The 22,628-nt window shown below is 49.1% G+C and carries 19 protein-coding genes; 11 read left to right on the top strand and 8 right to left on the bottom strand.

Annotation, left to right across the window (positions count from 1 at the left end; all coding sequences use genetic code 11):
* Positions 1-49: 49 nt before the first annotated feature.
* From efeB to efeU, 3 genes are read right to left on the bottom strand one after another with little or no spacing between them, the layout of a single operon-like run.
* Positions 50-1,315, bottom strand: a complete 1,266-nt coding sequence (efeB, locus tag HA49_RS12290; protein ID WP_046791811.1) for an iron uptake transporter deferrochelatase/peroxidase subunit — start codon at positions 1,313-1,315, stop codon at positions 50-52.
* A gap of 3 nt (positions 1,316-1,318) precedes the next feature.
* Positions 1,319-2,542, bottom strand: coding sequence for an iron uptake system protein EfeO (efeO, locus tag HA49_RS12295; protein ID WP_038017832.1), 1,224 nt, complete (start codon positions 2,540-2,542; stop codon positions 1,319-1,321).
* Positions 2,543-2,553: 11 nt separating this feature from the next.
* Positions 2,554-4,122: an iron uptake transporter permease EfeU gene (gene efeU / locus HA49_RS12300; protein ID WP_038017837.1), complete on the bottom strand. Its 1,569-nt coding sequence runs from the start codon at positions 4,120-4,122 to the stop codon at positions 2,554-2,556.
* A 476-nt stretch (positions 4,123-4,598) separates the two neighbouring features.
* On the opposite strand from efeU, the gene amyA reads away from it, so the two are divergent.
* From amyA to HA49_RS20605, 3 genes are all read left to right on the top strand, one after another.
* Positions 4,599-6,080, top strand: a complete 1,482-nt coding sequence (gene amyA / locus HA49_RS12305) for an alpha-amylase (RefSeq protein WP_038017840.1) — start codon at positions 4,599-4,601, stop codon at positions 6,078-6,080.
* A gap of 255 nt (positions 6,081-6,335) precedes the next feature.
* On the top strand, positions 6,336-6,620 hold the full coding sequence (locus HA49_RS12310; RefSeq protein WP_052752486.1) for a GNAT family protein: 285 nt from the start codon (positions 6,336-6,338) through the stop codon (positions 6,618-6,620).
* Between the two features lie 240 nt (positions 6,621-6,860).
* Positions 6,861-8,219 (top strand): T6SS phospholipase effector Tle1-like catalytic domain-containing protein, encoded by a 1,359-nt coding sequence (locus HA49_RS20605; RefSeq protein ID WP_052752487.1) that lies wholly within the window; start codon positions 6,861-6,863, stop codon positions 8,217-8,219.
* A 437-nt stretch (positions 8,220-8,656) separates the two neighbouring features.
* Here HA49_RS20605 and HA49_RS12320 read toward each other — a convergent pair whose 3' ends face one another.
* Entirely contained in the window at positions 8,657-9,397 is a 741-nt protein-coding gene (locus tag HA49_RS12320) for an aspartyl/asparaginyl beta-hydroxylase domain-containing protein (RefSeq protein WP_038017843.1), read from the bottom strand.
* A gap of 566 nt (positions 9,398-9,963) precedes the next feature.
* On the opposite strand from HA49_RS12320, the gene HA49_RS12325 reads away from it, so the two are divergent.
* From HA49_RS12325 to HA49_RS12345, 5 genes are all read left to right on the top strand, one after another.
* Positions 9,964-10,776, top strand: a complete 813-nt coding sequence (locus HA49_RS12325; RefSeq protein ID WP_038017846.1) for an ABC transporter substrate-binding protein — start codon at positions 9,964-9,966, stop codon at positions 10,774-10,776.
* A gap of 79 nt (positions 10,777-10,855) precedes the next feature.
* On the top strand, positions 10,856-11,893 hold the full coding sequence (locus tag HA49_RS12330; protein ID WP_038017849.1) for a trans-3-hydroxy-L-proline dehydratase: 1,038 nt from the start codon (positions 10,856-10,858) through the stop codon (positions 11,891-11,893).
* A gap of 302 nt (positions 11,894-12,195) precedes the next feature.
* The gene (locus HA49_RS12335) at positions 12,196-12,861 is read left to right on the top strand and encodes an amino acid ABC transporter permease (RefSeq protein WP_038017852.1); all 666 of its coding nucleotides are present in this window, start codon (positions 12,196-12,198) and stop codon (positions 12,859-12,861) included.
* Between the two features lie 10 nt (positions 12,862-12,871).
* Positions 12,872-13,522: an amino acid ABC transporter permease gene (locus HA49_RS12340; RefSeq protein ID WP_038017855.1), complete on the top strand. Its 651-nt coding sequence runs from the start codon at positions 12,872-12,874 to the stop codon at positions 13,520-13,522.
* Positions 13,515-14,240 carry an amino acid ABC transporter ATP-binding protein gene (locus HA49_RS12345; RefSeq protein ID WP_038017858.1) on the top strand — a complete coding sequence of 242 codons (726 nt, stop codon included), beginning with the start codon at positions 13,515-13,517 and terminating at the stop codon, positions 14,238-14,240. Before HA49_RS12340 ends, HA49_RS12345 begins: the two co-directional genes overlap by 8 nt.
* Before the next feature lie 402 nt (positions 14,241-14,642).
* On the opposite strand, the gene lhpI is transcribed toward HA49_RS12345, so the two are convergent.
* On the bottom strand, positions 14,643-16,412 hold the full coding sequence (lhpI, locus tag HA49_RS12350) for a cis-3-hydroxy-L-proline dehydratase (protein ID WP_211259070.1): 1,770 nt from the start codon (positions 16,410-16,412) through the stop codon (positions 14,643-14,645).
* A 233-nt stretch (positions 16,413-16,645) separates the two neighbouring features.
* On the bottom strand, positions 16,646-17,593 hold the full coding sequence (locus tag HA49_RS12355) for a dihydrodipicolinate synthase family protein (protein ID WP_038017860.1): 948 nt from the start codon (positions 17,591-17,593) through the stop codon (positions 16,646-16,648).
* Positions 17,594-18,105: 512 nt separating this feature from the next.
* On the opposite strand from HA49_RS12355, the gene HA49_RS12360 reads away from it, so the two are divergent.
* On the top strand, positions 18,106-18,522 hold the full coding sequence (locus HA49_RS12360; protein WP_038017863.1) for an ester cyclase: 417 nt from the start codon (positions 18,106-18,108) through the stop codon (positions 18,520-18,522).
* A 31-nt stretch (positions 18,523-18,553) separates the two neighbouring features.
* Here the strand turns inward: HA49_RS12360 and HA49_RS12365 are convergent, their stop codons facing one another.
* A complete protein-coding gene (locus HA49_RS12365; protein WP_245610198.1) occupies positions 18,554-19,006 on the bottom strand; it encodes a MarR family winged helix-turn-helix transcriptional regulator in 453 nt (150 codons plus the stop codon).
* A gap of 143 nt (positions 19,007-19,149) precedes the next feature.
* Positions 19,150-19,614, bottom strand: a complete 465-nt coding sequence (locus HA49_RS12370; RefSeq protein WP_038017865.1) for a MarR family winged helix-turn-helix transcriptional regulator — start codon at positions 19,612-19,614, stop codon at positions 19,150-19,152.
* A 261-nt stretch (positions 19,615-19,875) separates the two neighbouring features.
* Here HA49_RS12370 and HA49_RS12375 point away from each other — a divergent pair, with 261 nt between their 5' ends.
* Together HA49_RS12375 and HA49_RS12380 are read left to right on the top strand one after the other, a co-directional pair.
* Positions 19,876-21,165, top strand: a complete 1,290-nt coding sequence (locus HA49_RS12375; RefSeq protein WP_038017868.1) for an amidohydrolase/deacetylase family metallohydrolase — start codon at positions 19,876-19,878, stop codon at positions 21,163-21,165.
* Positions 21,166-21,175: 10 nt separating this feature from the next.
* The gene (locus tag HA49_RS12380; RefSeq protein ID WP_046791812.1) at positions 21,176-22,375 is read left to right on the top strand and encodes an oxamate carbamoyltransferase subunit AllG family protein; all 1,200 of its coding nucleotides are present in this window, start codon (positions 21,176-21,178) and stop codon (positions 22,373-22,375) included.
* The last annotated feature ends 253 nt before the right edge of the window (positions 22,376-22,628 follow it).

Below are 22,628 nucleotides of genomic sequence, written 5' to 3' on the forward strand. Positions count from 1 at the left end.
ATCTGCACCGTTCGGCGGGGTAGAGGGTGATTCGCAGCCAGAGTGACAGTCAGGCAAACAGCTGAGCTCCAATATATTCGCCTTCTGCCGGCGCCGGAGGAATAAAGAAAATTCCGGACCCGATATGCGAGATATATTCATTCAGCGCATCGGCGGCACCGAGTCGGGTTTGCAGCGCTTCAAAATGGGCCGGATCTTTCTGATAGCTGATAAACAGTAAACCGGCATCAAGCATTCCCAGGTTATTTATGCCATCGGTATAGTTATACGAACGGCGCAGAATCCGGATTCCCTGGTTGTTCTCATGGGCGGCCAGGCTGATATGTGCCGTCATTGGGATGACCGGAGTCCCGTCGCTCTCTTTTTTGTGAAAATCCGGGGTATCGAACTCTTTTTCGCCACTTAACGGAGCCCCGGAGACTTTATGCCGGCCAAAAACGGCATTCTGATCGCTGACGCGGTCGGTATCCCAGTTTTCGATGTGCATTTTAATTTTGCGCACCACCTGGTAGGTCCCCTGTTGTTGCCAGGCAGGGCCGCCGTCGTTAATCCAGACAAATTTATTGAAGTCACTTTGCTCTGTCAGGTTGCGGGTACCATCCTTAAAACCAAACAGGTTGCGTGGTGTTGACTGGTTTTTCCCGGCCGAAGCCCGGCCAAACCCCAGCACTGACCAGCGGGTAGCTGCCGCTCCGGTATCCTTGGCGATTCGCGCCAGATTACGGATAGCATGATAGGCGACCTGCGGGTCATCGGCACAGGCTTGCAGGGAAAGATCGCCACCACTCAGTGCCGGTTGCAGGTTATCACTGGGCAGTTCGGCCAGCTCCCGCATTAACGGTGGCTTATGTTGTTGCAGACCATAAGTATCGCTGAAGATACGCGGCCCTAACCCGACGGTGACGGTCAGTGACGCCGGAGCAAGATCGAGAGCCTCGCCGGTATCCATACCAATTCCGCTGTTTCTTTGGGGTTCGACCTGGCCAATAATCTCACCGGCCATCATTTGGGCGATAGCCGCCGACCAGCGCGCCAGCAAAATCTGCAGATCACGCGGGTTCTGGCTGGTCATATCAAAGGTCATAAACATGACATGACGCTGAGGCGGGGTCGTCACTCCGGCCTGACCGCCATGGCCATAAAAAGCATGTTGCTGTGAAAGGTCGACCCGATCTTCCGGGTCGGCTTTCGCGGCGGCTGCATTCTGAGCAGCCGCAACGCCGGGCAGGGCCAGTGCACTGGCCACCGCTCCTTTCAACAGATGACGGCGTGAAACACTCGTGGTATCACGCTTCGCAAACTGTTTGTCCTTCATGACTCAGGCACCTCCGACGGTCGCCACTTTCTCTGCAATCTTAGATAACGGTTCCTGCAGCGCCTGCACGGCTTTACTCAGTTTTGCTGCATCAGCGGCTTTCAGGTCTGCAGTGTAGTATTTGTAACCACCGGCAATTTTACCATCACGATAGGTATCAAGCATTTTATTGACGTTAGCAAACTGAGTTTCAACACGTTGGGTCAAATCAGGATCGATTTTGCTCAGGCCAGGTTTCAGGAATTCAAACGCCTGCTGTGCACCTTCCACGTTACCGGCAAAGTCTACCAGGTCAATGTGACTGAAGGCTTCTTCTTCGCCACTGATTTTATTGCTCTGAACTTCTTCCAGCAGGTCTGCCGCACCGTTAGCCAGGTCTTCTGGCTTATAAGTCAGAGCTTTGGTCAGACTGTCCAGTTTAGTGACATTCTGCTGCAGTTCCGCGGCCAGTTTTTTGGTGTCATCGGTGATTTTGCCGTGACCGAACAGATCGCGTTCAATCGCGTGGAAACCGTGCCAGCCTACTTTAGGGTCGAGGTTAGAGGCGCGCATATCAATCAGATAATCCAGGTTGCCGGCGTTATCCGTCGCTTTGAAACCAGGCAGTACGAAACCGCTGACATCCGATTCGATACGTTCGTAGAACGGACGAGCTTTGGCATACTGCGCTTTAGCTTTTTCCAGATCACCGGCATCGATATCGGCTTTCAGTTGGTTAACTGCCACGACCATCGCGTCTACCACACCATTAACATAGGTGGCATAACCGACCGTGCCTTGTTTCAGCAGTTCAGCAGTACTGCCGGTGGCTTTAGCTGCACTTTTACCGGTGACGGTAAAGTTAATCAGTTCCTGTTTAGCGCCCGGGCAGTAAATCTGATATTTGCCGCCATCCAGTGTCAGGGTGAACTTAGCTGCCGGGAGTCCCGGTGCCAGGTTTTCCTTTTCACCCAGAATACGGTTGTCACTCAGTAATTCGATTTCAGTGATGGCGGTAGCAGTTTTGTTGACTACGGTGAAGGTGACCGGACCTGCTTTGGCACTATTATGGTCAACGATACAGGTTCCGCCTTCTGCGCCGGTCAGGGTGACATTCACCTGAGATACCCCATTGCTCACCGGCGCTGAGCCGCCGGCAGCCATGGCATCTACCGAGACCAGTAACAACGCCGAAACGATCGCTGAACTCAGAACGGAGGGTTTGTTAATAAAAGCGGATTTGAACATAAATAGATCCTTTATTTGCTTTCAGGAGAAACAGGACGATAACCGGCATCAGATGCCTGACGGGAATCGTCCCGGCGGCGCAATGCCAGAATGAGTAAAATAATGGCCAGCAACCCTAACAGTAGCGGCAACTGAATAGCCCAGAAGGTATGACGCAACTGTGCCTGAACTACGTTTTGCATGGCTTCATCTACCTGAGATTGCCAGCGGTCATCCAGTTGCCAGTCACAACCGACCTGCGGCACTGAACTGCGGGCGGTATAGGTGCGTGGAGACAATAAACCGCCACCGGAAAGGGTCATCAGGGTGGTGGTGTGGGCGGCTGCACTGTAGATGGTCTGGCCTGCCGTTTCGGCATCGACTGAGCAGTTGACCTGCCAGCTGACATTATACGGACCAGGATGCTGCGCCGGACTCAACCCAACCGGAATACGATGACCATACAGTGCCATGACCTGATCCACAGTCAGCGTCTCAGGGAGTCCACTCACTTCCGGCTGGCGGGTAATATTCCATTCCTGCAATATCACGCCTTTCAGCTCCGAACTTTTTTGTTGTCCGTCGGCCAGTTCATAGTGAAGCTGTTGCTGAGGGGTCGTAATCTGTAACTGATAACCTCCGGTTGAGGGTTTCAGCAGTGTGGCGCTACCTCCCCCCTGTAATGGGGCAGTGGCCGGAAGTTGCAGGGTGGCCCGGGGATAAGCGCTGAACAGTGCCAGTGCGGTCAGTGCCAGCACGGCGGCTGAGCTAAACAGTAACTGGCGGCTGCGGGTTACTGACGGTCGCAAATGGCGTGGCCAGTAGACCAGAATACCCACCAACACGATGTAAATTCCCCAGCCGAACAGCTCAAGTAATCTTGGATCGGTAGGGATACCCAGCACCCCGGTTATCAGGGCTGAACGTACCGAACCGGGAGGAATGGCCCAACTGAGATTGGCGACCCGCTGCTGACCAATGTTAAGCCATCCCGCTTCATGGCCGCTACGCAGGGCACTGATAATCAGCCCGGCAGCGACCAGAATCAGGAACATACCGGTGTAGCGGAAGAAACGACCCAGATTAAGCCTGACTCCCCCGATATAGATCCCCCAGCCAATGACAATGGCAATGACCAACCCCAGAACGGCACCCGCCACCGCCCAGGCGGCAGACTGCGCAACAGAGAAGGTCGCCAGTAAAAAAACGCTGGTTTCAAAACCTTCTTTAAGGACGGCCAGAAAAGCCATGCTGGCCAGCGCCATGGCACTGGATTGCCGGATAGCGACAGCCGCTTCGCTTTCCAGCTGGCGCTTAATTTCATGAGCATGGTTGTTCATCCACATCACCATGCCGGTGACAAAAAATACCGCGACCAGACCAATCACAGTTTCCATCGCTTCCTGGCTGGCCTGGGGCAGGGCTCGCTCGGACAGACTGAGGCCGACACCGACCAGTAACGAAAGGATCACGGCCAGCACGACGCCCGCCCACATGGCTACCAGGCTTTTCCCGTTTTTGCGCAAAAACGCGGCAATAATGCCGACGATCAGGGCCGCTTCCAGCCCTTCGCGCAGTGCGATAACAAAAGTGGCTAACACCAGAATTCCCCGTCACTCAATTCTAAATGATAATTACAATTAATATCATTTCTATGGGTATATGAAATATCCCGAATAGCAGCGAAAGTAAACCTGTAAGGGTTGAAACATTATGTAATAAATTGTTATCCGGCACGAAGTGTGAGGCATGAGTTATTTAATACTTAATAAATCCTGAATAAATTACCTTTTCCATCGCTGAAAATGGAAAACATCCGGCAATGTGGATCACTGACAGACCGGTCAGCACACGTGGCATCTCTTATACCGTTGGCATCTTATGCGGTCATAGTCATCCTGTTCTGAGTGATGAAATGCTTATCAGTGAGCAGAGCGCTGCCATGCTGCCATTATCGAAACACTGGACATCCTTTCCTGTATCGGGTGTTTTTTACACAATTTTCTGACCTCTGATGCGTTTTTTTTTCCATCCTGCACCATACTTCATCCACCGGTCTTGTTTGGGGAAAACGACTATGCAGAATCCTACGCTGTTTCAGTTTTTTCACTGGTACTATCCGGACGGAGGTAAACTCTGGCCGGAAGCTGCCGAAAAAGCCGCATGGCTGTCAGAAATTGGTATCACCGGAGTCTGGCTGCCTCCGGCCTGTAAAGGTAATTCCGGCGGAAGCTCAGTGGGTTACGATATCTACGATCTGTTTGATCTTGGCGAATTTGATCAAAAGGGCACCCGGGCGACTAAGTACGGCGACAAAGAAGAATTGCTGGCAGCGATAAATGCCCTGCAGCAGCATAAGATCAGCGTGATCATGGATGTGGTACTCAACCATAAGATGGGTGCCGATGAAAAAGAGCAGGTGCAGGTTAACCGTGTGAATATGGACGATCGCGATGATATCAGTGATGAAGTCATTGATGCTGAAGCCTGGACCCGTTTTACTTTCCCGGGCCGTAACGGAGAGTATTCAAAGTTTATCTGGGATTTCCGCTGTTTCAGCGGCGTTGATCATATTGAAAATCCGGACGAAAACGGCATCTTCAAGATTGTGAACGACTACACCGCCGGTGGCTGGAATGACCAGGTAGACTCAGAATTTGGTAATTATGATTACCTGATGGGAGCAAACGTAGACTTCCGTAACAATGCCGTGAATGAAGAGCTGAAATACTGGGGCCGCTGGATTATCGATCAGACAAAATGTAACGGCTTCAGGCTGGATGCTGTTAAACATATCCCAGCCTGGTTCTATAAAGAGTGGATTGACCATATTCAGGAACATTCGGAACAACCGATGTATATGGTGGCAGAATACTGGTCATTTGAAGTGGATGTGTTGCAGAATTATCTGCAACAGGTCGACTATAAAACCATGCTTTTCGATGCACCACTCCAGTTGAATTTCCATCATGCCTCAAAAGGGGGGGCGGATTTCGATCTCAGTAAAATCTTTGATAATACGCTGGTGGCGGCGGATGCCGCGCATGCGGTGACGCTGGTCGCCAACCACGATACTCAGCCGCTGCAGGCGCTGGAATCCCCGGTGGAACCCTGGTTTAAGCCTTTAGCCTATGCGCTGACCTTATTGCGCGAACAGGGAGTACCCATCATCTTCTATCCGGATCTGACGGGGGCCAGTTATCAAGACAACGGTGATGACGGGAACCCTTGTACGGTGGAACTCCCGGTGATTGAGCATCTGGAAACGCTGATCCGTGCACGTCAGACTTATGCCTGGGGTGCTCAGACTGACTATTTTGACCATCCTAACTGCATCGCTTTCAGCCGCAGTGGTACGGCAGAGCAGCAGGGATGTGTGGTCGTGATGTCTAACGGTGAGGCCGGAGAGAAGAGTATCGATACCGGAGAAGCGTTGGCACAGCGAAAATGGCGTGATTTACTGGGCAATCGTGAAGAGATTGTCGAAACTGACGAACAGGGGCAGGGGCAGTTCTTGTGTAATGCAGGCAGTGTCAGCGTCTGGATATTGGCGGAGTAACCCCTGCCAGTATAAGTGTGTTTTATCGACAGGTTGGTGAGTACCAGCCCTCTGCGGAGCATATTTTCTCAGGGGGCTGTGCCCTCAGAGAAATGTAATCTGCATTAACTCTGTCCTGCTGGCTGTTATCCACGCTGCCACGCTAAAAGCGTTGAGCTTAAACAGGGTATTACCGTATCCGCCCGGTATACCGGGCATTAAGTTCGCTGAGTTTTTACGTTCAGTACTTCACCAATATGCCACCAAAAGGACTTTATGCAGTTACGACGATTCAGAGCAGGGGATGAGGCTGCACTATTCCGGGTCTTTTGTTCCTCAATTCGTGATATCGCTGCCAGGGACTATACGCCACAGCAAATTGCCGCATGGGCCTCAGAGGATATTGATGCTCATCACAGGGTCGCGTTGATGAGAAAACTTCAGCCATTTGTGGTGATGGAACGAGGATCCCCGGTGCTCCGGGGTGTGACACTGGAAAATGCGCGGATGCGTAAATTACTCCGTTTCCGGGGGGATAGCTGTGGCGGCTTGCCAACATAATAGCCTGTGCCCTTCCCCCCCCCCTCCTGTTCACCTTAATTGCCAACGACATCATAGTTTAACCAGTTTATTCGTTAAAACAGCGCGCTATTCCATATGCGAGCATATCTCCTGGCATGATTTTCATGGGGCTGTCATCCACTCAGTACTCAGTAATGATGAGATGTCAGTACGACTGAGTTTGCTGTGGAGAATGAAATGCTTTGCGGTGATTTTGTTAAAATATAAACGGAGTTAGCTATGGAATATATTACAAGCGCAGTTAAGGTAAAACAGCTGGTTAAACTGACAATCGGTGTCTTTTTTGATGGTACAGGGCAAAACGCGAATAATCTGCTGACAGCTCAGGAAAAAGATGAATGCAGGTTCTCAAATATTTACCGGCTTTATAAAAACTACGGGAATAATCATGCTGATAATTTCGCTGTTTATATCGAAGGTGCAGGAACCAAAAATGGAGCAGGTGATAATACTCTCGTACAAGCCATGGGTGTTGATGTTCCCCTGGTGACTACAGGGTATGGCGTGTTTGCTAAATATAGTAATAGTGTCACGCAAATTGCTGAGCAAATTAAAAATTTTCTTCCGCAAGCAGGTTTGGAAAAAAATACCTTAACCCTGACCTTTGATGTGTTTGGTTTTAGTCGCGGTGCGGCCACTGCCAGACACTTCGTTAATATGGTTAATTCTTTGGACCCCTCCGTAACGAATATTCTGACGGAAGTTGCTCAGGATAAAGGTTATGAAATCAGTAAAATCCCGGAAGTCAGATTTCTTGGACTTTATGATACTGTTGCGTCCATTTGGCGCCTTGGAACATTATGGGGGGATCCTCATGATACCGGTGATACCAATGGCCTGAAAGTTGCGCTGGGTAAGGATGCAGCGAAAACTGTTTTTCAGTTAACGGCCGGGCATGAGTGCCGATACAATTTCCCTTTGAACAGGGTGGGCGGCAGTTATTTTGAGTTAGAACTGCCTGGTGCTCATTCAGATATCGGCGGTTCTTATGCAAGCCAGGAGAATGAAGTTTCAGAAATTACCCAGGCTAAATATGATATTCCAATTGTTAATGATTCGATAAAGAAAGTGACCGATGAACTCGCTCAGTTAAGAAAAGACAGTAAGTGGAATATTCTGTTGGAAAACACCGATGTTGTAAGCGGTCTCCTCCCGGCCCCTTATCATCAGGGTGTTTGCCGGAGAAATGTATCAGGAGATTTGCAGTACGTTGCACTGATGCTAATGTTGAAAGCCGCGATTAACCAGGGGTGTCCTTTCTCTGATGAAGCGATGCTTTATGAAAATAACATTCCAGAGGATTTGAAAGAATATTATCAACATGCATTATTAGTTTCAGAGGATGTTTTTATTGGCAAGGAGGCCCGGATAGACCCCAAAATTATCGACGAAATTCCCCCCCGTTACATCCATATCTCAGGTTCCTGGCAAAATGTATTATGGCCGTGGGGCTATGCACCGGAAGGACTCTCTCAGGAAGTTATGCCCGAGGGTATCAGAGACCCCCGTGCTGTTATTGATAATTACCAACCGAACAGGCCCGATACGGGATGGCAGAGAAAAGTTTTCAATAATTGAGAGTCGTTAGTTGAAGAAGAGCCCTCAATAAGGGTATCGGGGGCTAAATTACCAAAATCTGTAGACAGGAGGGTCGCGGCGATAACTGCCTACTTTTCCTTTCACCTTAGTGATGGATAAATCTCGCTTTTAATTCATTCCCGACAAGGGCGTGTTTACTATCAGAGGGCACCCTAAAACCTTTTCAACACTGTTATTGATACCCAGGTCGCAAAGTTCTACTCTTGCCACGATTTTTTTGATAATTGTTAAGGGGTTAGCCGGATACGCCAGGGGCAGCACGATACACCAGAATCCGGAGCTTCAACCGGAGGTTAAGACGTGCCGGTTGCGAGAAGGTTCCAGTCGGGTATGCATCCGGCAGTGACTGTAGGTTTAACCATGAGCAACTGCCGGTATCTGAAATTTCAGGAGATTTGCCGGGATCGGCTCATCGGTCAGTGGTTATTCTGATTCCATTTAGCGATATTTTTCAGTGGCTGTTTGATATAGGGGCTGGCTTTAATCAGCGAAAACAGCAGGTTATTCACCAGGGTGCCGGTTTTGTCCATCGGACGGTCGATGTCAAGGAATAGTACGGCTCGCAGTTCATCGGTATCATTACGAACTTCATGCTCGTAGGAATCATCAAACAGAACGACTTTGCCTTCTTCCCAGTGCAGCTTCTGGTCATCAACACGAATCCACAGTTTTTCCTTTTCTTTTGGCACAATCAGACCCAGATGCGCACGAACAACGGCACGGGTTGGTCCTTTGTGCGGAACAATATGGTAGTGCGGTTGCAGTATCGAGAACATGGCGGTACGCATATGCGGGATGGCGCCAATGAGTTCAGCGGTTTTCGGGCAAATAGCACAGTTTTCGTCCACCCGGTTCCCGTAAACATAAAATCCAAAGGTCTTCCAGTTATCACCTTTTGAGATCCGTTTCTGATCCGGGGAAATCTGATGGAATGACGGGATCTTCTCCGGATTCTTCAGTAGATCGTCCAGTTCGGCACGAATCTCCTGCCAGTTGTTTTCCAGCAAAGGAACCCAGTCAAAAGCTGAATTATCGATCTTCGGGGTGGTGGCGATGAGTGAATGTCGTGTCTGAAAATCATTATTCCAGCGCAGAAACTTTTTGCCGGTTTTCATCAATAAACGACGTAAAAATGGTGCACGTGCTGTCTGTTGCATAAATATATCCCTGCAATAAATGCATTAAATATGCGGGGGGCCGGGGTACCTGTCAGTTTGGGTATCAGCCTGCGTTCTGAATTATTGTCCGGGTATTCCCACGATAGTCGTACGGAAAATTACCTGATTTACTGAATTTAATATTATTTTTTACGAAACCTGCGTCTGCATTCGCAAAAAAACCTCTATAAAATGCCATTACTGCCGGTATTCTGCTTATCAAAAAAGGCGAATTTCAAAAAAGTCATCATTAATACAGAAGGTTATCTTATCTTCATGAACTCGCGTTATCGATGAGATCACAAAATAACCTAATGACCGTTTCTGGTTTCGCTACAGGGCACCAGCCTCCAAATCCGTACAAAATTTCGCCCCGTCACGGTGCTTACCGGGCAGGGAAATGCACTGTCAGGTGACAAATCCGCCACCCTGTAACTTCCTGCATTACAGTTTTTTTTAATAAGATATTGAAAATTAATAACAATATAAAACAGGCACGATTTGTGCAACAGATATGGTATACGAAATTCTATATCCGTTATCCAACATCTGTCACCGGAGGCTTTATGAAAAAAACGTTTATCTCTTTAGCGCTAGTTACCCTGGCCAGTGTTTCTTCTATTCATGCAGCAAATGCCGATCAATTAGATACGATTATTGATTCCGGGAAACTTCGTTGTGCCGTCACTCTCGATTTCCCTCCGATGGGAATGCGGGATGATAAAAATAATCCGGAAGGTTTCGATGTGGATTACTGTAAGGATCTGGCCAAAGTGTTGGGTGTGACCCCGGTGATTGTCGAAACGCCTTTCCCTGATCGTATTCCTGCGCTGATGTCCGGTCGTGCTGATGTGATTGTGGCGAGTACTTCCGATACCCTGGAACGTGCCAAAACAGTTTCAATGACCATCCCGTACTTCGCTTTCCAGATGGTGGTATTGACCCGCGACGATAAAAACATCAATAGCTTCGACGATCTGAAAGGTCGTCCGGTAGGGGACACCAGCGGTACTTTTGAAGCCATTGCCCTGGCGAAAAGCGTAAAAGACTGGGGAACCGGCTCATTCCGGGCTTATCAGTCGCAAAATGATACTATCCTGGCCGTTGCTCAGGGGCATATCGATGCCGCAGTAGTGACCAATACCGTGGCTTCATCGGCAATTAAATCCGGCAAATATAAAGGTCTGAAAATTGCCGGTAACGCACCTTATACCATCGACTACGTTTCCCTGGCGGTGAAACGTGATCAATATGGGCTGACCCACTTCCTCAATCTGTTTGTTAACCAGCAGGTTCGCACCGGCCGTTATGCTGAACTGTATAAAAAATGGGTCGGCGGCACTCCGGTGAATCTGACCGTTCCTGGCGTCTATTACTGATACCTGACTTGCCCTGCTTTTGCCCGCCAGCAGTGGCGGGTATTTTTTGCACCAGAAATGATGTGGAGAGAGTTTGCTGATGCGATCGTCAAAAATTGTTCATGTAGTCAGTTGTCATGCGGAAGGAGAAGTCGGGGATGTGATAGTCGGCGGGGTCGCTCCTCCGCCGGGAGAGACTCTGTGGGAGCAGTCCCGCTGGATTGAGCGGGATAATGTATTACGTAATTTTGTACTGAATGAGCCCCGCGGTGGGGTATTCCGCCACGTTAATCTGTTGGTACCACCCAAAGATCCACGGGCCATGATGGGCTGGATCATTATGGAACCGGCAGACGTGCCACCGATGTCCGGCTCAAATTCTATTTGTGTCTCTACCGTGCTGCTGGATACCGGCATTTTACCGATGACTGAACCTGAGACCCGGTTGATACTCGAAGCACCCGGCGGATTGATTGAGGCGGTGGCTGAATGTAAGGACGGAAAGGTACAACGGGTAGAGATCCATAATGTCCCTTCATTCGCTGATCATCTGGATGCATGGATAGAAGTTCCCGGACTCGGCAGTATTCAGGTAGATACCGCCTATGGTGGTGACAGCTTTGCTATTGCCGATGCGCGTAAATTAGGCTTTTCCATCACCGCTGATGAAGCGAAAGATCTGGTAGAAACCGGATTAAAAATTACCAAAGCGGCGAATGAGCAACTGGGATTTCGTCATCCTCTGAATCCTGACTGGAACCACATTTCTTTTTGTCAGTTGGCGGCTCCGGTCAGCACCGAAAATGGTATTGTCACCGGCGCGAACGCCGTGGTCATTCGTCCCGGGAAAATTGACCGTTCCCCCTGCGGCACCGGATGCTCTGCCCGTATGGCAGTATTGCATGCCAAAGGGATCCTGAGCCCCGGGCAGCGCTTTATCGGTCGCTCAATTATTGGTTCAGAATTTCATTGCCGTATTCTGGAGACAACGGATATCCAGGGGCGACAGGGGATTATTCCGGCCATTTCAGGGCGTGCCTGGGTCACCGGAACGCATCAACATATGCTGGACCCGCAAGATCCCTGGCCTGAAGGCTACGCTCTGACCGATACCTGGCCTGCAGGCATTGGGATATAACCCAAAGCTATGACAGGGTGAGCATTGCCACATTTTGGCGCACCCGAAGTGATGGTGTGCCTGAATACAGCACAAGCTGCTCTTATTATGTGGCAGTGGCTGGCTAAACGAGTCCGCTGCTTTCCCGCGGCTCGCCCCCGGGGCGGAAGGTCTGCTGTGACTTACTGAAAATTATGACTATTTTTTTTGAGATCTGTTGAGAAAACGAGTTGTGTTAGCCAGTGACAACCTGGCATAAAGTTTGCGTGTAAAGTAGTTCGTATACGAAATACTAAGATGGTAAACCTACATAGGTGATCTTCATGTTTGATTATACTTTCCATTGGCGAAGTGCCTTTAATGTGCTGCCACAGATGCTACAGGGGTCGTTAGTCACCCTTGAAACCGCCGTGATTACCATGGTTCTGGGTATCCTGATCGCCTTTGCGCTGACGGCCATGCGTAGTTCCCGCAGTAAACTATTGCGTGGAGTGGCGATGGCATGGATTTCGGTCGCCAGGAACACCCCTTCTTTATTCCAGATCTATATCCTTTATTTCGGTTTGGGTAATTTCAATATCAACATCAGCTCATGGACGGCGCTGATCGGTGGGATCGCATTTAATAATGCCGGCTATCTGGCAGAGATATTCCGTGGTGGTATGAAAGCCATTCCTTCTACCCAGGTTCGGGCTGCCCGTTCGCTGGGCATGCCGGCATTTATGGCCTACCGGACAATTGTGGTGCCGCAATTGCTGCGGGTGGTCTTTCATCCGCTGACTAACCAAATGGTCTGGTCGGTACTGATGACCTCGTTGGGGGTAGTGGTCGGTCTGGATAATGATCTGACCGGGGTCACCCAAAACTTCAACGTACTGACTTTCCGTACCTTTGAACTCTTCTCTATTGCTGCTGTGCTTTATTACCTGATTGCCAAGGTCATTGTACTGGGTGCCCGCGGTCTGGGCTGGCGACTGTTTCGTTATTAAGGAATAACCCATGTTTACTACCAGTTTTACTCTGCAGGACTTTGTTTTCCTGCTGCAGGGGGCGGCAACTACCCTGGAACTTACCGCGGCTTCAATCGTCATGGGAACGTTTATCGGTCTGATACTGGGCTGGGCACGCATTACGATGCCCAAAGCGACGCTACCGATAGCTTTGCTGATGGACATCTTTAAAAGTGTGCCGCTGCTGATTCAGTTCGTGCTGTTTAACGCTCTGAAAAGCATTCTTAATCTCGACTGGAGCATTTTTACGATTGGTTATCTGGTGCTGGGGATGTATGCCGCGGCATTTTGTACCGAGATTGTGCGTGGTGGTTTGTTATCTGTGCCACTTAATCTGCGACGGGCCAGTCGCTCTTTAGGGATGAGTTACTGGCAGGATATGCGGTTTATTGTGTTACCACTGGCGGCACGGGTCATTTTTCCCGGCTGGCTGAATCTGCTGTTGGGGTTAATGAAAGATACCTCACTGGTAATGTGGATCGGCATTATCGAGTTGCTCAGAGCCTCACAAATTATTGTAACCCGTATTCAGGAGCCCCTGTTGGTACTGTGTATCGTCGGGGTTATTTATTACGTAATGAGCATGGTGTTAGCCTGGCTGGGTTCTATGCTGGAAAAAAGGTGGCAGGAAAATGATTGAAATTAATGATGTACATAAATCGTTTGGTGATCTGGAAGTCATTAAAGGCGTCAGCATGACGGTTAAAAAAGGCGAAGTCGTGTCGATTATTGGTGGATCGGGATCCGGCAAATCGACATTACTGATGTGCCTTAACGGTCTTGAACCTATCCAGCGCGGTAATATCTGGGTTGATGGCATTGAAGTTCATGATAAAACCACTGACCTGAACCGGTTACGTCAGAAAATTGGTATTGTGTTCCAGCAGTGGAATGCCTTCCCGCATCTGACCGTGCTTGAAAATGTGATGCTGGCTCCACGTAAGGTGCTGGGATTAAGCAAATCAGACGCCGAAGAAATGGCTGTCCGGCAATTAAAGCATGTAGGTTTAGGTGAAAAACTCAAGGTCTTCCCGGGGCGCTTATCTGGCGGGCAGCAGCAGCGTATGGCCATTGCCCGCGCATTAGCGATGTCACCGGACTATATGCTATTTGATGAAGCTACCTCGGCGCTCGATCCCCAACTGGTGGGTGAAGTGCTGGATACCATGCGTATGCTGGCGGAAGATGGTATGACGATGGTACTGGTGACTCACGAAATTCGTTTCGCCCGTGATGTCTCAGACAGGGTGGCTTTTTTCCGTAATGGAATAGTGCATGAAATTGGCACTCCTGATCAGGTGATTGGTCATCCTCAGACCCCGGAAACAGCGGAGTTTCTCAAATCGGTCGTTGCCTGACCCCTCAGGCCGGCAGTTCCTGCCGGCCACAGTTTATTAGCTTTGTTCTGAACATCGTTAATTTTTTCCGGTTGCTGACTCGTTGTCCTGTACCTTATTTCCTGAGCAATATCTGCCGGTGAATAACTGATCTCATTTTCATCCTTTCTACACAAGCGGTCACGGGTAAGCTGGTGACAGTGAGGCGGGGATTTGTCTGGTAACGGAGATAAGAGCTGTCTCAGAGACTCGCAAACGACAGGATCGGAGAATAACCTCTGAGTTCTTTTTTTGTCTGTGGTGACAGGGAAAAAATGTCGGACATGAGGGGGGGCAGTATGTCGTGAGAGACCCGGGAAGAAGCGGGAGGCTGATTTCCGGCAGCAAAAAAACGCCGGGCGATGCCCGGCGAAAGGAGAACTATTAACGTGGACGTTGTGCGTCCAGAATCCATTCGGGTACACCACGTAACCAGTGGCCTGAGCATGAGGCTTCTACACAGTTTGCCAGGCTACCAAAGTGGACCTTACGCCCGACCAGCCCTGGTGCATAGTGTGCATACTTACCGGAGTTGGTCATCAGCGTCGATGTCGCCACCGGGATTACCGGTTCACCCAACATACACCAGCAGGTATCCGTCACAATCAGGGCTCCAAAGCGTTCAAGCTCCGCAATATATCCGGCAGCTGTTGCCTGAATATTGACCTCACGACCCATTGTCACCACCATCGCGGTTTGTGGATGTTTGGTTCTGCCTTTGCACAATGCGGCCAGACGCTCACATTCGGTGAATGAAAAATGTGGATTCCCCAAAGAAATTAACTGGACAGCGGGTTCTTCAGAACTGTCCAGCTCCAGCCAGGAACGTGCCAGGTCATCGGCAGACACGGTCAGATGGCGGTGCGGAACCTGTCCGCCCAGGGCCGTCGCGGTATCCGGGGCTTCCGGCGTGACACCGGCAATGTGAAACATCGGGGCTGCTGATGTTGTGGCAAAGGCTGCACCGAAGGCCTTCAGATCGTCTGAGTCGGGTGCGGCATCTTCCAGACCATGAATAACAGGGATCTCCGTCGCCGCCAGCAACCCGATATGATATCCCAGCAGAGGATAGAACGAGTCATCAGCACCTGCCGGTTTCTGCACATCAACCTGTACTGTCGCCCGTCGCCCGTCATCACAATGGCTGCCGGTTAATGGCGCCCGTCCGGTGAGTGCGATACAAATATCCAGATAGTCCGGATACTTCAAGGTTCTGGCGCCCAATACACTATTGGCATACACCACCGCATTAGATTCAGCCCATACTATCTGGTCACCCTCTGCCGGTTTGCTGTCGAGCAGATAAGGCGCGCAGGTAAAACTGACTCTGGCACCCATGTTCAGGTAAGCATCGCCGAGTGCGCTGGCGGGTTCCCCCAGATCGCTACTGACCCCCAGCTCACGCCATTTGCGTTTATCCACCGAAATGGAGTTCAGGGTCGTAGGAACCCGGACTTTTCCGCCCCAGGCAACCAGCTGCTCAGCAAAGCGCAGACTGGCAGGGCCGGTATAAATGCATCCGTCGATATGGGCCTGGGTGATACTGATAAGTTCAGTCGCGCCCTGTAGTGCCGCAATACGTGAAATAAGCAGCATGGCGACCTGAGCGGCTTTACCGTGTAATCCCTCCAGCATCTCCCTGTCACGGGGTTGCAGATTCAGTGTGGTATGGCTGACGGGTTCTGGCTGAGAGAGCGGCGTGACAGGATTTTGATCGCCGAAACTGGCGTGGTTGCCATCGATACGGGTCAGGGTACCGCTGGCGGGTAATTCAGCAAACGCCCCGGCTCCGATGCAGAGTACAGGAAAGGATTTGCCAAAAATAACCTCGGCGACTAATACGCCAAGTGTCAGTATTTCATCCGGTTCGGCCAGGATCAGCCCGGCAGGGGCATGACCATTCAGGATAAGCTCCAGCATGACACTGCTTCCGGTGCAGGAGCCGCGTCCACTGGGAATCGCCAGAATCTTACCAGTGATTATTTCACCGCTCAGTGGGTGATGGCGGTCAATGACTTCACCGCTGAAAGGGTCGATCCCGCCCCAAAAACTCAGGCCAATACTGGCAGAAATTAGCGCCCCTTCGGCACTTCCTTCCACCAGGCTGCGCCCCTGTACAGCGGAATTTGTCGGGACATTGCTCATTACAGTCATCGCGATACCTGTTATCCGGCTTATCATTATCGGTACGGGTTCCGGTTGCGGGTGTCAGGACAGGAGAATACCAGGCTTAACGACCTGCGGAACCGTGAAATGCCCCTCTGTTATTGCTGCGTTGAGCAGTAACTGTGAGCTGATATTCAAAAATACACAGAGGGCTGGTGTCGGGCGACATCGCAGATCCTCTGTGCAGACGGGAGCAGCTGTTGCTATGGTCGGCAAGCGGTCTATGCCTGATTCAGCTGCGCACTCCAGTTGCTGTACCAGGTACGGAACAGAGTGTACTGGGTTTCTGCATAACGGCGTTGCGCATCGCTCAGTACATCGGTTTCGTTAAAATGCAGTGAGTATTCTTTATCACCGTTCAGAACCATCAGATATTTGTAGTAAAGTACCAGATCGGTTCCTTCATCAAAAGATGACAGCACAGCCAGCGCTGATTCCAGCTCTTTTGCCTGACGACGGGCGGTAGCGTCACCCTGAGCCGCTTTCTTGCTTAAATCGATCAGTTGCAGAACTTCGCGTGGCAGGGCATTACCAATTCCCGTGATGGCGCCGGTTGCACCACAGTTCACGAAGCCATGGAACACCTGAGTATCAACACCGGCCATCAGAATAACGTCATCATCCTGAGAGGTGATGTTTTCTGCGGCATAGCGCATGTCGGCTGCACCACCAAACTCTTTAAAGCCGATCAGATTAGGGTACTGGCTGCGCAGTTCAAAGAACAGATCGGCACGGGTGGCAAAGCCATAGTATGGGCTGTTATAGATAACGGCCGGCAGTTTTGGTGCCGCAGCCAGAATGGCAGAGAAGTGGGCTTTTTGCGCCGCCGGAGAGGAACCCCGTGACAGTACCCGCGGAATAACCATCAGGCCGTGAGCACCGACTTTGGCCGCATGTGCGGCATGGGATACGGCTTCTTTGGTATTGACGGCTCCGGTACCCACAATAGTAGGTACGCCGGCGGCCACCAGACGGGCAACACCTTCCTGGCGCTGAGCTTCGCTCAGCAGTGGCCAGTCCCCCATTGAGCCACAGTACACTACTGCACTCATACCGATATCAATCAATTCACGACCTTTTGCCACCAGAGCGTCAAAGTCAGGTTGGCGGTCCGCATTACACGGTGTCATAAGGGCAGGGATAGTGCCGGTAAAGATATTTGCGCTCATCTTATTTCCTCCAATGTCTGTTCGGACATCGCTAATCGATTCGCAGACGCGGGCGGCTGCATAAAGGGTGAAATCCCCTGTCGGCATCATTGGGTATATCACCCTGCCCGGGAAGTTCGTTTATTGTCTATCAACTATGGTATACGATATACATACCATTTTGGCTTGTAAAGCCGATCTGATCTAAGAAATTCTTATCTCTGTGGGAGTCGTTGTATTTAAAGCAATAATTAAAGACAGGGTGGGGCGAAGAGGGTGATAACAGTGAACTTTGACAATCTTTTAGTCTTCTGTCGGCCACCGCTTGCTGTCTGACTACAGCAACACCGTCAGACAGGCCGAAAAGTTCATAATCTGCTGCCGGACAGGGCTAAGTTTCGGGAAGCGATGGAGGTAAACTTCGTCCGGGATTAATGATTTGCAATCAGGGCGTTTGGCCAGCCTGATAATCTTCTTGTGTTCTTTTTCATCAATATATACAGTTAAACTGTATATATTGAGAGGGTAAGAGAATGTCAGAACAGAACAAGCAGATAGTCAGGCGCTTTAACCAGCAGGTGATTGCCGAAGGGAACAGGCAGGTATTCGATGAACTGGTGGATGATAAGTTTATTAATCATACCGCCCCACCGAGGATGGCCAGTGATAAGCAGAGTCTGTGGAATACCTTTGACCGGGTGTTGCGGCCGGCGATTTCTCAGTTAGAGGTCAGCCTGGAACTGCTGGTGGCCGAAAACGATATCGTCTCAGCACGCAAAATCATCCGCGGTTGTCACAGCGGTACACTGGGCGGGATAGAGGCGACGGGGTTGCCGGTGGTTATTTCGGTATTTGATATGGTGCAGATTCGCGACGGGCGTTATATCGCCCACTGGGGACTCAACAATTTACCGGAAGTCATTCGTCAGCTACAGGCAGCCGCAGATTAGCGGCTAAAAATCACTATTGATCTTCTGGCGGCTACAACCCGGTATCGAGCAGTTTACGCAGAGCAGCCAGTCCATGACGTAAATCTTCCTGTGATGATTTATCCAGTTTGCGGTGCAATTCACGGCTAATCCATTCAGAGCGCAGAGCTCTGGCAGCCGCTAATTGACGGTGTGCATCGTCGGTTAACCTGATCAACTGTGCGCGGCTGTCCGCCGGATTTTTCTGGCGGACCACCAGCTGTTGTTGCTCCAGTTCGGCAGTCACCAGCCGCATACTCTGATGCTTTACTCCACGCAGACGTGCCAGTTCAGCTACCGACAACGGACCGGAAGTTTCCAGCAGTTCCAGAGTCTCATGCTGAGAGTTGCGTCGGGTTCCGGTCGCCTTTCTGACTTCACGGACAAATGCACTAATCACCTGTCGGAGTTCTTCACCCAATTGCTGTGTTTCTTCTGCCGGGCTATTGTGGTGAACAGGTGACACGATAATCTCCTTCGGATTTATACGTTATTTTGTCTTTAAGTTCGTTCCAGGACAATGTTAAATCTGTGTCCAGGCTGGATAATTTTCTGATTATTGTCGGTAATTTCAGTAGTCTGTAAATTTTAGGAGTTCCCCGAGGTTTTTTAACTTTTAAACGGAGCTTTACCAAACTCATTGTTTTCCTTTACAAGTTTAGTCATTAAATCAAGAAATACAGCCTTATCTGATTCATCTAATGCTTCTATCGTTCTTTCATGTGCTTTTGCTGCCAAATCTGACATTTTTTTAAGTAAATTCTTCCCTTTTCGACTTATTTTAACCATCTTCATCCTTTTATCACTTTCATTTACTCTTCGCTCGAGCAGGCTTCTTTCTTCCAGGCGAGGGATAACTTCGGCTACGCTTGTTCGCTCAAGTCCCAGACGCAGTGCAAGAGTTAGCTGGTCCATTTCTCCGTATTCTTCTAATACGCTGAGAAGGCTGTATTGAACAGGGGTCACATTAAATTCTTTAGTTTCCTCAAGAAACAAAGCGCAATGAATCTGGTGCAGGCGCCGGATCAAAAATCCAGGGCGTGAGTAGAGTTTTGAATGTGATTTACTGGTCATTATGGAAATACCTTAAGCAAAACATCGGTTTTAAAATTTACCTTACCAGAGCGGGAGTTCAAAGTTTAGCAGGATCATATTAATGAACGAATAAAAGTGGTATGCCTCTTAATGGTGCGAGTGTGTCTTTTTAGTGCGTTACAAAAGGTGGTATACCACTTTAATTAATGATGATATAACTTTAATTATATTAATATCAGTATGTTAACTTGTTGGCATGACTATTGCTAATTCTGATTTGATAAACAATCGGAGATAAAAATGAAAAGCTATATACTTAAAGGTGGAAGAGTTATCGATCCAGCCAATGATATAGATAGTATTAATGATGTCCTTGTGGTGGACGAAAAAATTGTTGCTGTAGGACTGCATCTGGATGATGATCCTACCTGCAAATATATGGTTCAAAATGCTGAAGTCATTGATTGTCGTGACAGGTTGGTGCTACCAGGACTCATAGATACTCACGGGCATATTTTTCAGAATGTCACGGGGCGTTTCGGACTTAACCCTGACCTCGTTGGAGTCCATTCTGGTGTAACTACGGTGATTGATCAGGGCGGGGCAAGCTGTATTACATTGCCAGCATTTAGAAAATTTATCCAGGAACCTTCTAAAACCCGTATTCTATCATTTATTTCGGCTTATCTTGTCGGTGGCCTTGAAGGACACTTCTATCCTGAACTCTATCGTCCTGCCTGTGTTGACGTTGATGCTACGGTAAAATCCATTTGTGAAAACCGAGACCTTGCTCGTGGAATTAAAGCTCATGCTGAAATTGGCGGGTTCTCCCGATGGGGTATAGAGGTGATGAAAAAGGCCTCTATGATTGGTAAACAAAGTGAGTTACCAGTCTATATACATTTTGGTCAGCTCTGGCCTTTACCTGAAAGTGGAGGGATGGAAATAGCTCCGGATGAAGTATTACGTCAGGTAGTGCCTTTGATGAAAGAAGGAGACATTCTTGCTCATCCCTTTACACGCCATCCTGGTGGGTTTGTGGGCAGTAATGGTGAAATTCATCCTTTAGTCCGGGAAGGCTTAGCTCGTGGGCTTAAAATTGATGTTGGTCATGGCTCCCATTTTAGCTTCAGGATAGCTCAGCAAGTTATTGATGGAGGGATTATCCCTGACACTCTTGGTGCTGACATGCACGGTTATAATACTGCGGTTCCCGCCCCGCCTGGAACCCCAGAAGAACATCCGGATCCGGATGAAGGGCATATTTTTGCCGGCAACGCTCGATTTAGCCTTGCTTCTGCTATGACCAGCATGATGGCCCTTGGATTGAATCTTGAACAGGTTATTCCAATGGTGACAACCCATGCAGCGAAAATGGCAGGAATGGAGGATGAAATTGGTACACTTGGTGTCGGGCGTAAAGCAGATATCACGGTATTGTCTGATCAGGCAGGCCTTTGGCGCTTGCGTGATAATGAAGGGAATATGGTATTTGCGCGACGTTTAGTTGAGCCGCTATTTTGCCTGAAAAACGGGGAGTTTATCCCTGCAACGGCCAGTATTCTGCCTGTTGCTGAAACTGCGGATTAGGATTCTGATCATGAAATCATTTTTTATCAGGTCTTATGGTTCTGCAGAAAATGATCTGGCACTAAACCGGTTGTATTCAGTAGTTCCTGTATGGCGTGGTGTCGTTAAGGCAAGTGAGGCTCTTAGTTTACCTGCTTATACTTTGCTGCATGCTGGTCCGGCGTTTAAGGATCCCACTGTTCCTAGCGCCCCAATTCTTTCGTCTGCGGCATTATCATCTGTTTATGAAGGTTGGGCTGACTCACCCGAAACTGCGATAAGTCTGATACGGTCAGGTAAGATAGCATTACGATCCGCACAAGAGTTTGGCGCTGTCGTGCCACTTGCTGCAGTTATATCTCCCTCAACAACACTGGTTGAAATTGTTGATATTAACAATCCAGTACCGGGAATTTGTTGGTCTGAATTAAGCACCGGGCCTGGCCCGATGCTTCGATTTGGTTCAGGAGATATGGCCATTATTGAACGAATGAGATTCCGTGAAAAAGTTTTAGCACCAGCGTTATCTGCTATGATTGGCAATAAACCGATACCGCTTTTTCCTCATGCACTAAATGGCCTTAAGAATGGTGATGATCTTCACGCTTCAACGTTAAGCGCAACATCCTCCTTAGCTGAAGAATTTGCGAAGCGAAATAGTAGTGACAAGCTTCGAAACGAAGCGATATCTCTGCTCCATGACACGCCACTTTTCTTTTTGACCTTATGGATGGCAGCTTGCCAGTTGATGCTTAATGCTATGGCAAAGAATGGGAGTTCTTCAAGCCTGGTAGTAGCCCTGGCGGGCAATGGTCAACAGTGTGGTATCCGTGTGTCGGGACAGCCAGATAGATGGATAACGGCTATTGCAGGTAAGCCGACTGGAAATACAGATTGTGAGCCCTCTGAGGTTTGTGGCGTTGTCGGAGATAGTGGATGCATTGATGCCGTCGGTTTTGGTGCTCAACTTCGATACCACAGAACATCTCGTAACATGGATAGGTTATCAACTGAGACATTCGTAGATGAAGCCCTTTGGGGGGGTGGAAAGCATCCTTACTTTTCTCAATATATATCACTATCTGCTATCGATATAAGTAAGATTTCTCAATCAAGAGTTTTACCCGAAATTGCCATTGCGATGCTTGATGCAAGGGGAAAAATAGGGCTATTGGGCAAAGGGATTTATAAAACAGAAACTGTAATGTATTTATCTGGTGTGGGGGGTTAATTTTCTAAAATATCTGAGAAGGCCTGTGTTGATCTTGTTAAATACTAATAACCTCAACAATACCATGCAATTAATTTTTAAAGCTAATGTTTGATTATTACAAGGGCATATTTTCTTTTGCCATGGATATCTCTTTTCTTGTTGATTTTCCCGTAAGATTTTTTACTAAGGAATGTCTATGTATATGAAAGAGAAGTTTTAAATGGATTTAATGTCATAATTTAAATAATTCATGCTTTCGTGTTTTTATACG

The sequence above is a fragment of the Tatumella morbirosei genome (genome assembly GCF_000757425.2).
Taxonomy (GTDB): Bacteria; Pseudomonadota; Gammaproteobacteria; order Enterobacterales; family Enterobacteriaceae; genus Tatumella; species Tatumella morbirosei.

Coding starts and splice junctions, on each gene's coding strand:
- efeB (WP_046791811.1), bottom strand. CDS start 1,315: ATGAAGGACAAACAGTTTGCGAAGCGTGATACCACGAGTGTTTCACGC.
- efeO (WP_038017832.1), bottom strand. CDS start 2,542: ATGTTCAAATCCGCTTTTATTAACAAACCCTCCGTTCTGAGTTCAGCG.
- amyA (WP_038017840.1), top strand. CDS start 4,599: ATGCAGAATCCTACGCTGTTTCAGTTTTTTCACTGGTACTATCCGGAC.
- HA49_RS12310 (WP_052752486.1), top strand. CDS start 6,336: ATGCAGTTACGACGATTCAGAGCAGGGGATGAGGCTGCACTATTCCGG.
- HA49_RS20605 (WP_052752487.1), top strand. CDS start 6,861: ATGGAATATATTACAAGCGCAGTTAAGGTAAAACAGCTGGTTAAACTG.
- HA49_RS12320 (WP_038017843.1), bottom strand. CDS start 9,397: ATGCAACAGACAGCACGTGCACCATTTTTACGTCGTTTATTGATGAAA.
- HA49_RS12325 (WP_038017846.1), top strand. CDS start 9,964: ATGAAAAAAACGTTTATCTCTTTAGCGCTAGTTACCCTGGCCAGTGTT.
- HA49_RS12330 (WP_038017849.1), top strand. CDS start 10,856: ATGCGATCGTCAAAAATTGTTCATGTAGTCAGTTGTCATGCGGAAGGA.
- HA49_RS12335 (WP_038017852.1), top strand. CDS start 12,196: ATGTTTGATTATACTTTCCATTGGCGAAGTGCCTTTAATGTGCTGCCA.
- HA49_RS12340 (WP_038017855.1), top strand. CDS start 12,872: ATGTTTACTACCAGTTTTACTCTGCAGGACTTTGTTTTCCTGCTGCAG.
- HA49_RS12345 (WP_038017858.1), top strand. CDS start 13,515: ATGATTGAAATTAATGATGTACATAAATCGTTTGGTGATCTGGAAGTC.
- lhpI (WP_211259070.1), bottom strand. CDS start 16,412: ATGACTGTAATGAGCAATGTCCCGACAAATTCCGCTGTACAGGGGCGC.
- HA49_RS12355 (WP_038017860.1), bottom strand. CDS start 17,593: ATGAGCGCAAATATCTTTACCGGCACTATCCCTGCCCTTATGACACCG.
- HA49_RS12360 (WP_038017863.1), top strand. CDS start 18,106: ATGTCAGAACAGAACAAGCAGATAGTCAGGCGCTTTAACCAGCAGGTG.
- HA49_RS12370 (WP_038017865.1), bottom strand. CDS start 19,614: ATGACCAGTAAATCACATTCAAAACTCTACTCACGCCCTGGATTTTTG.
- HA49_RS12375 (WP_038017868.1), top strand. CDS start 19,876: ATGAAAAGCTATATACTTAAAGGTGGAAGAGTTATCGATCCAGCCAAT.
- HA49_RS12380 (WP_046791812.1), top strand. CDS start 21,176: ATGAAATCATTTTTTATCAGGTCTTATGGTTCTGCAGAAAATGATCTG.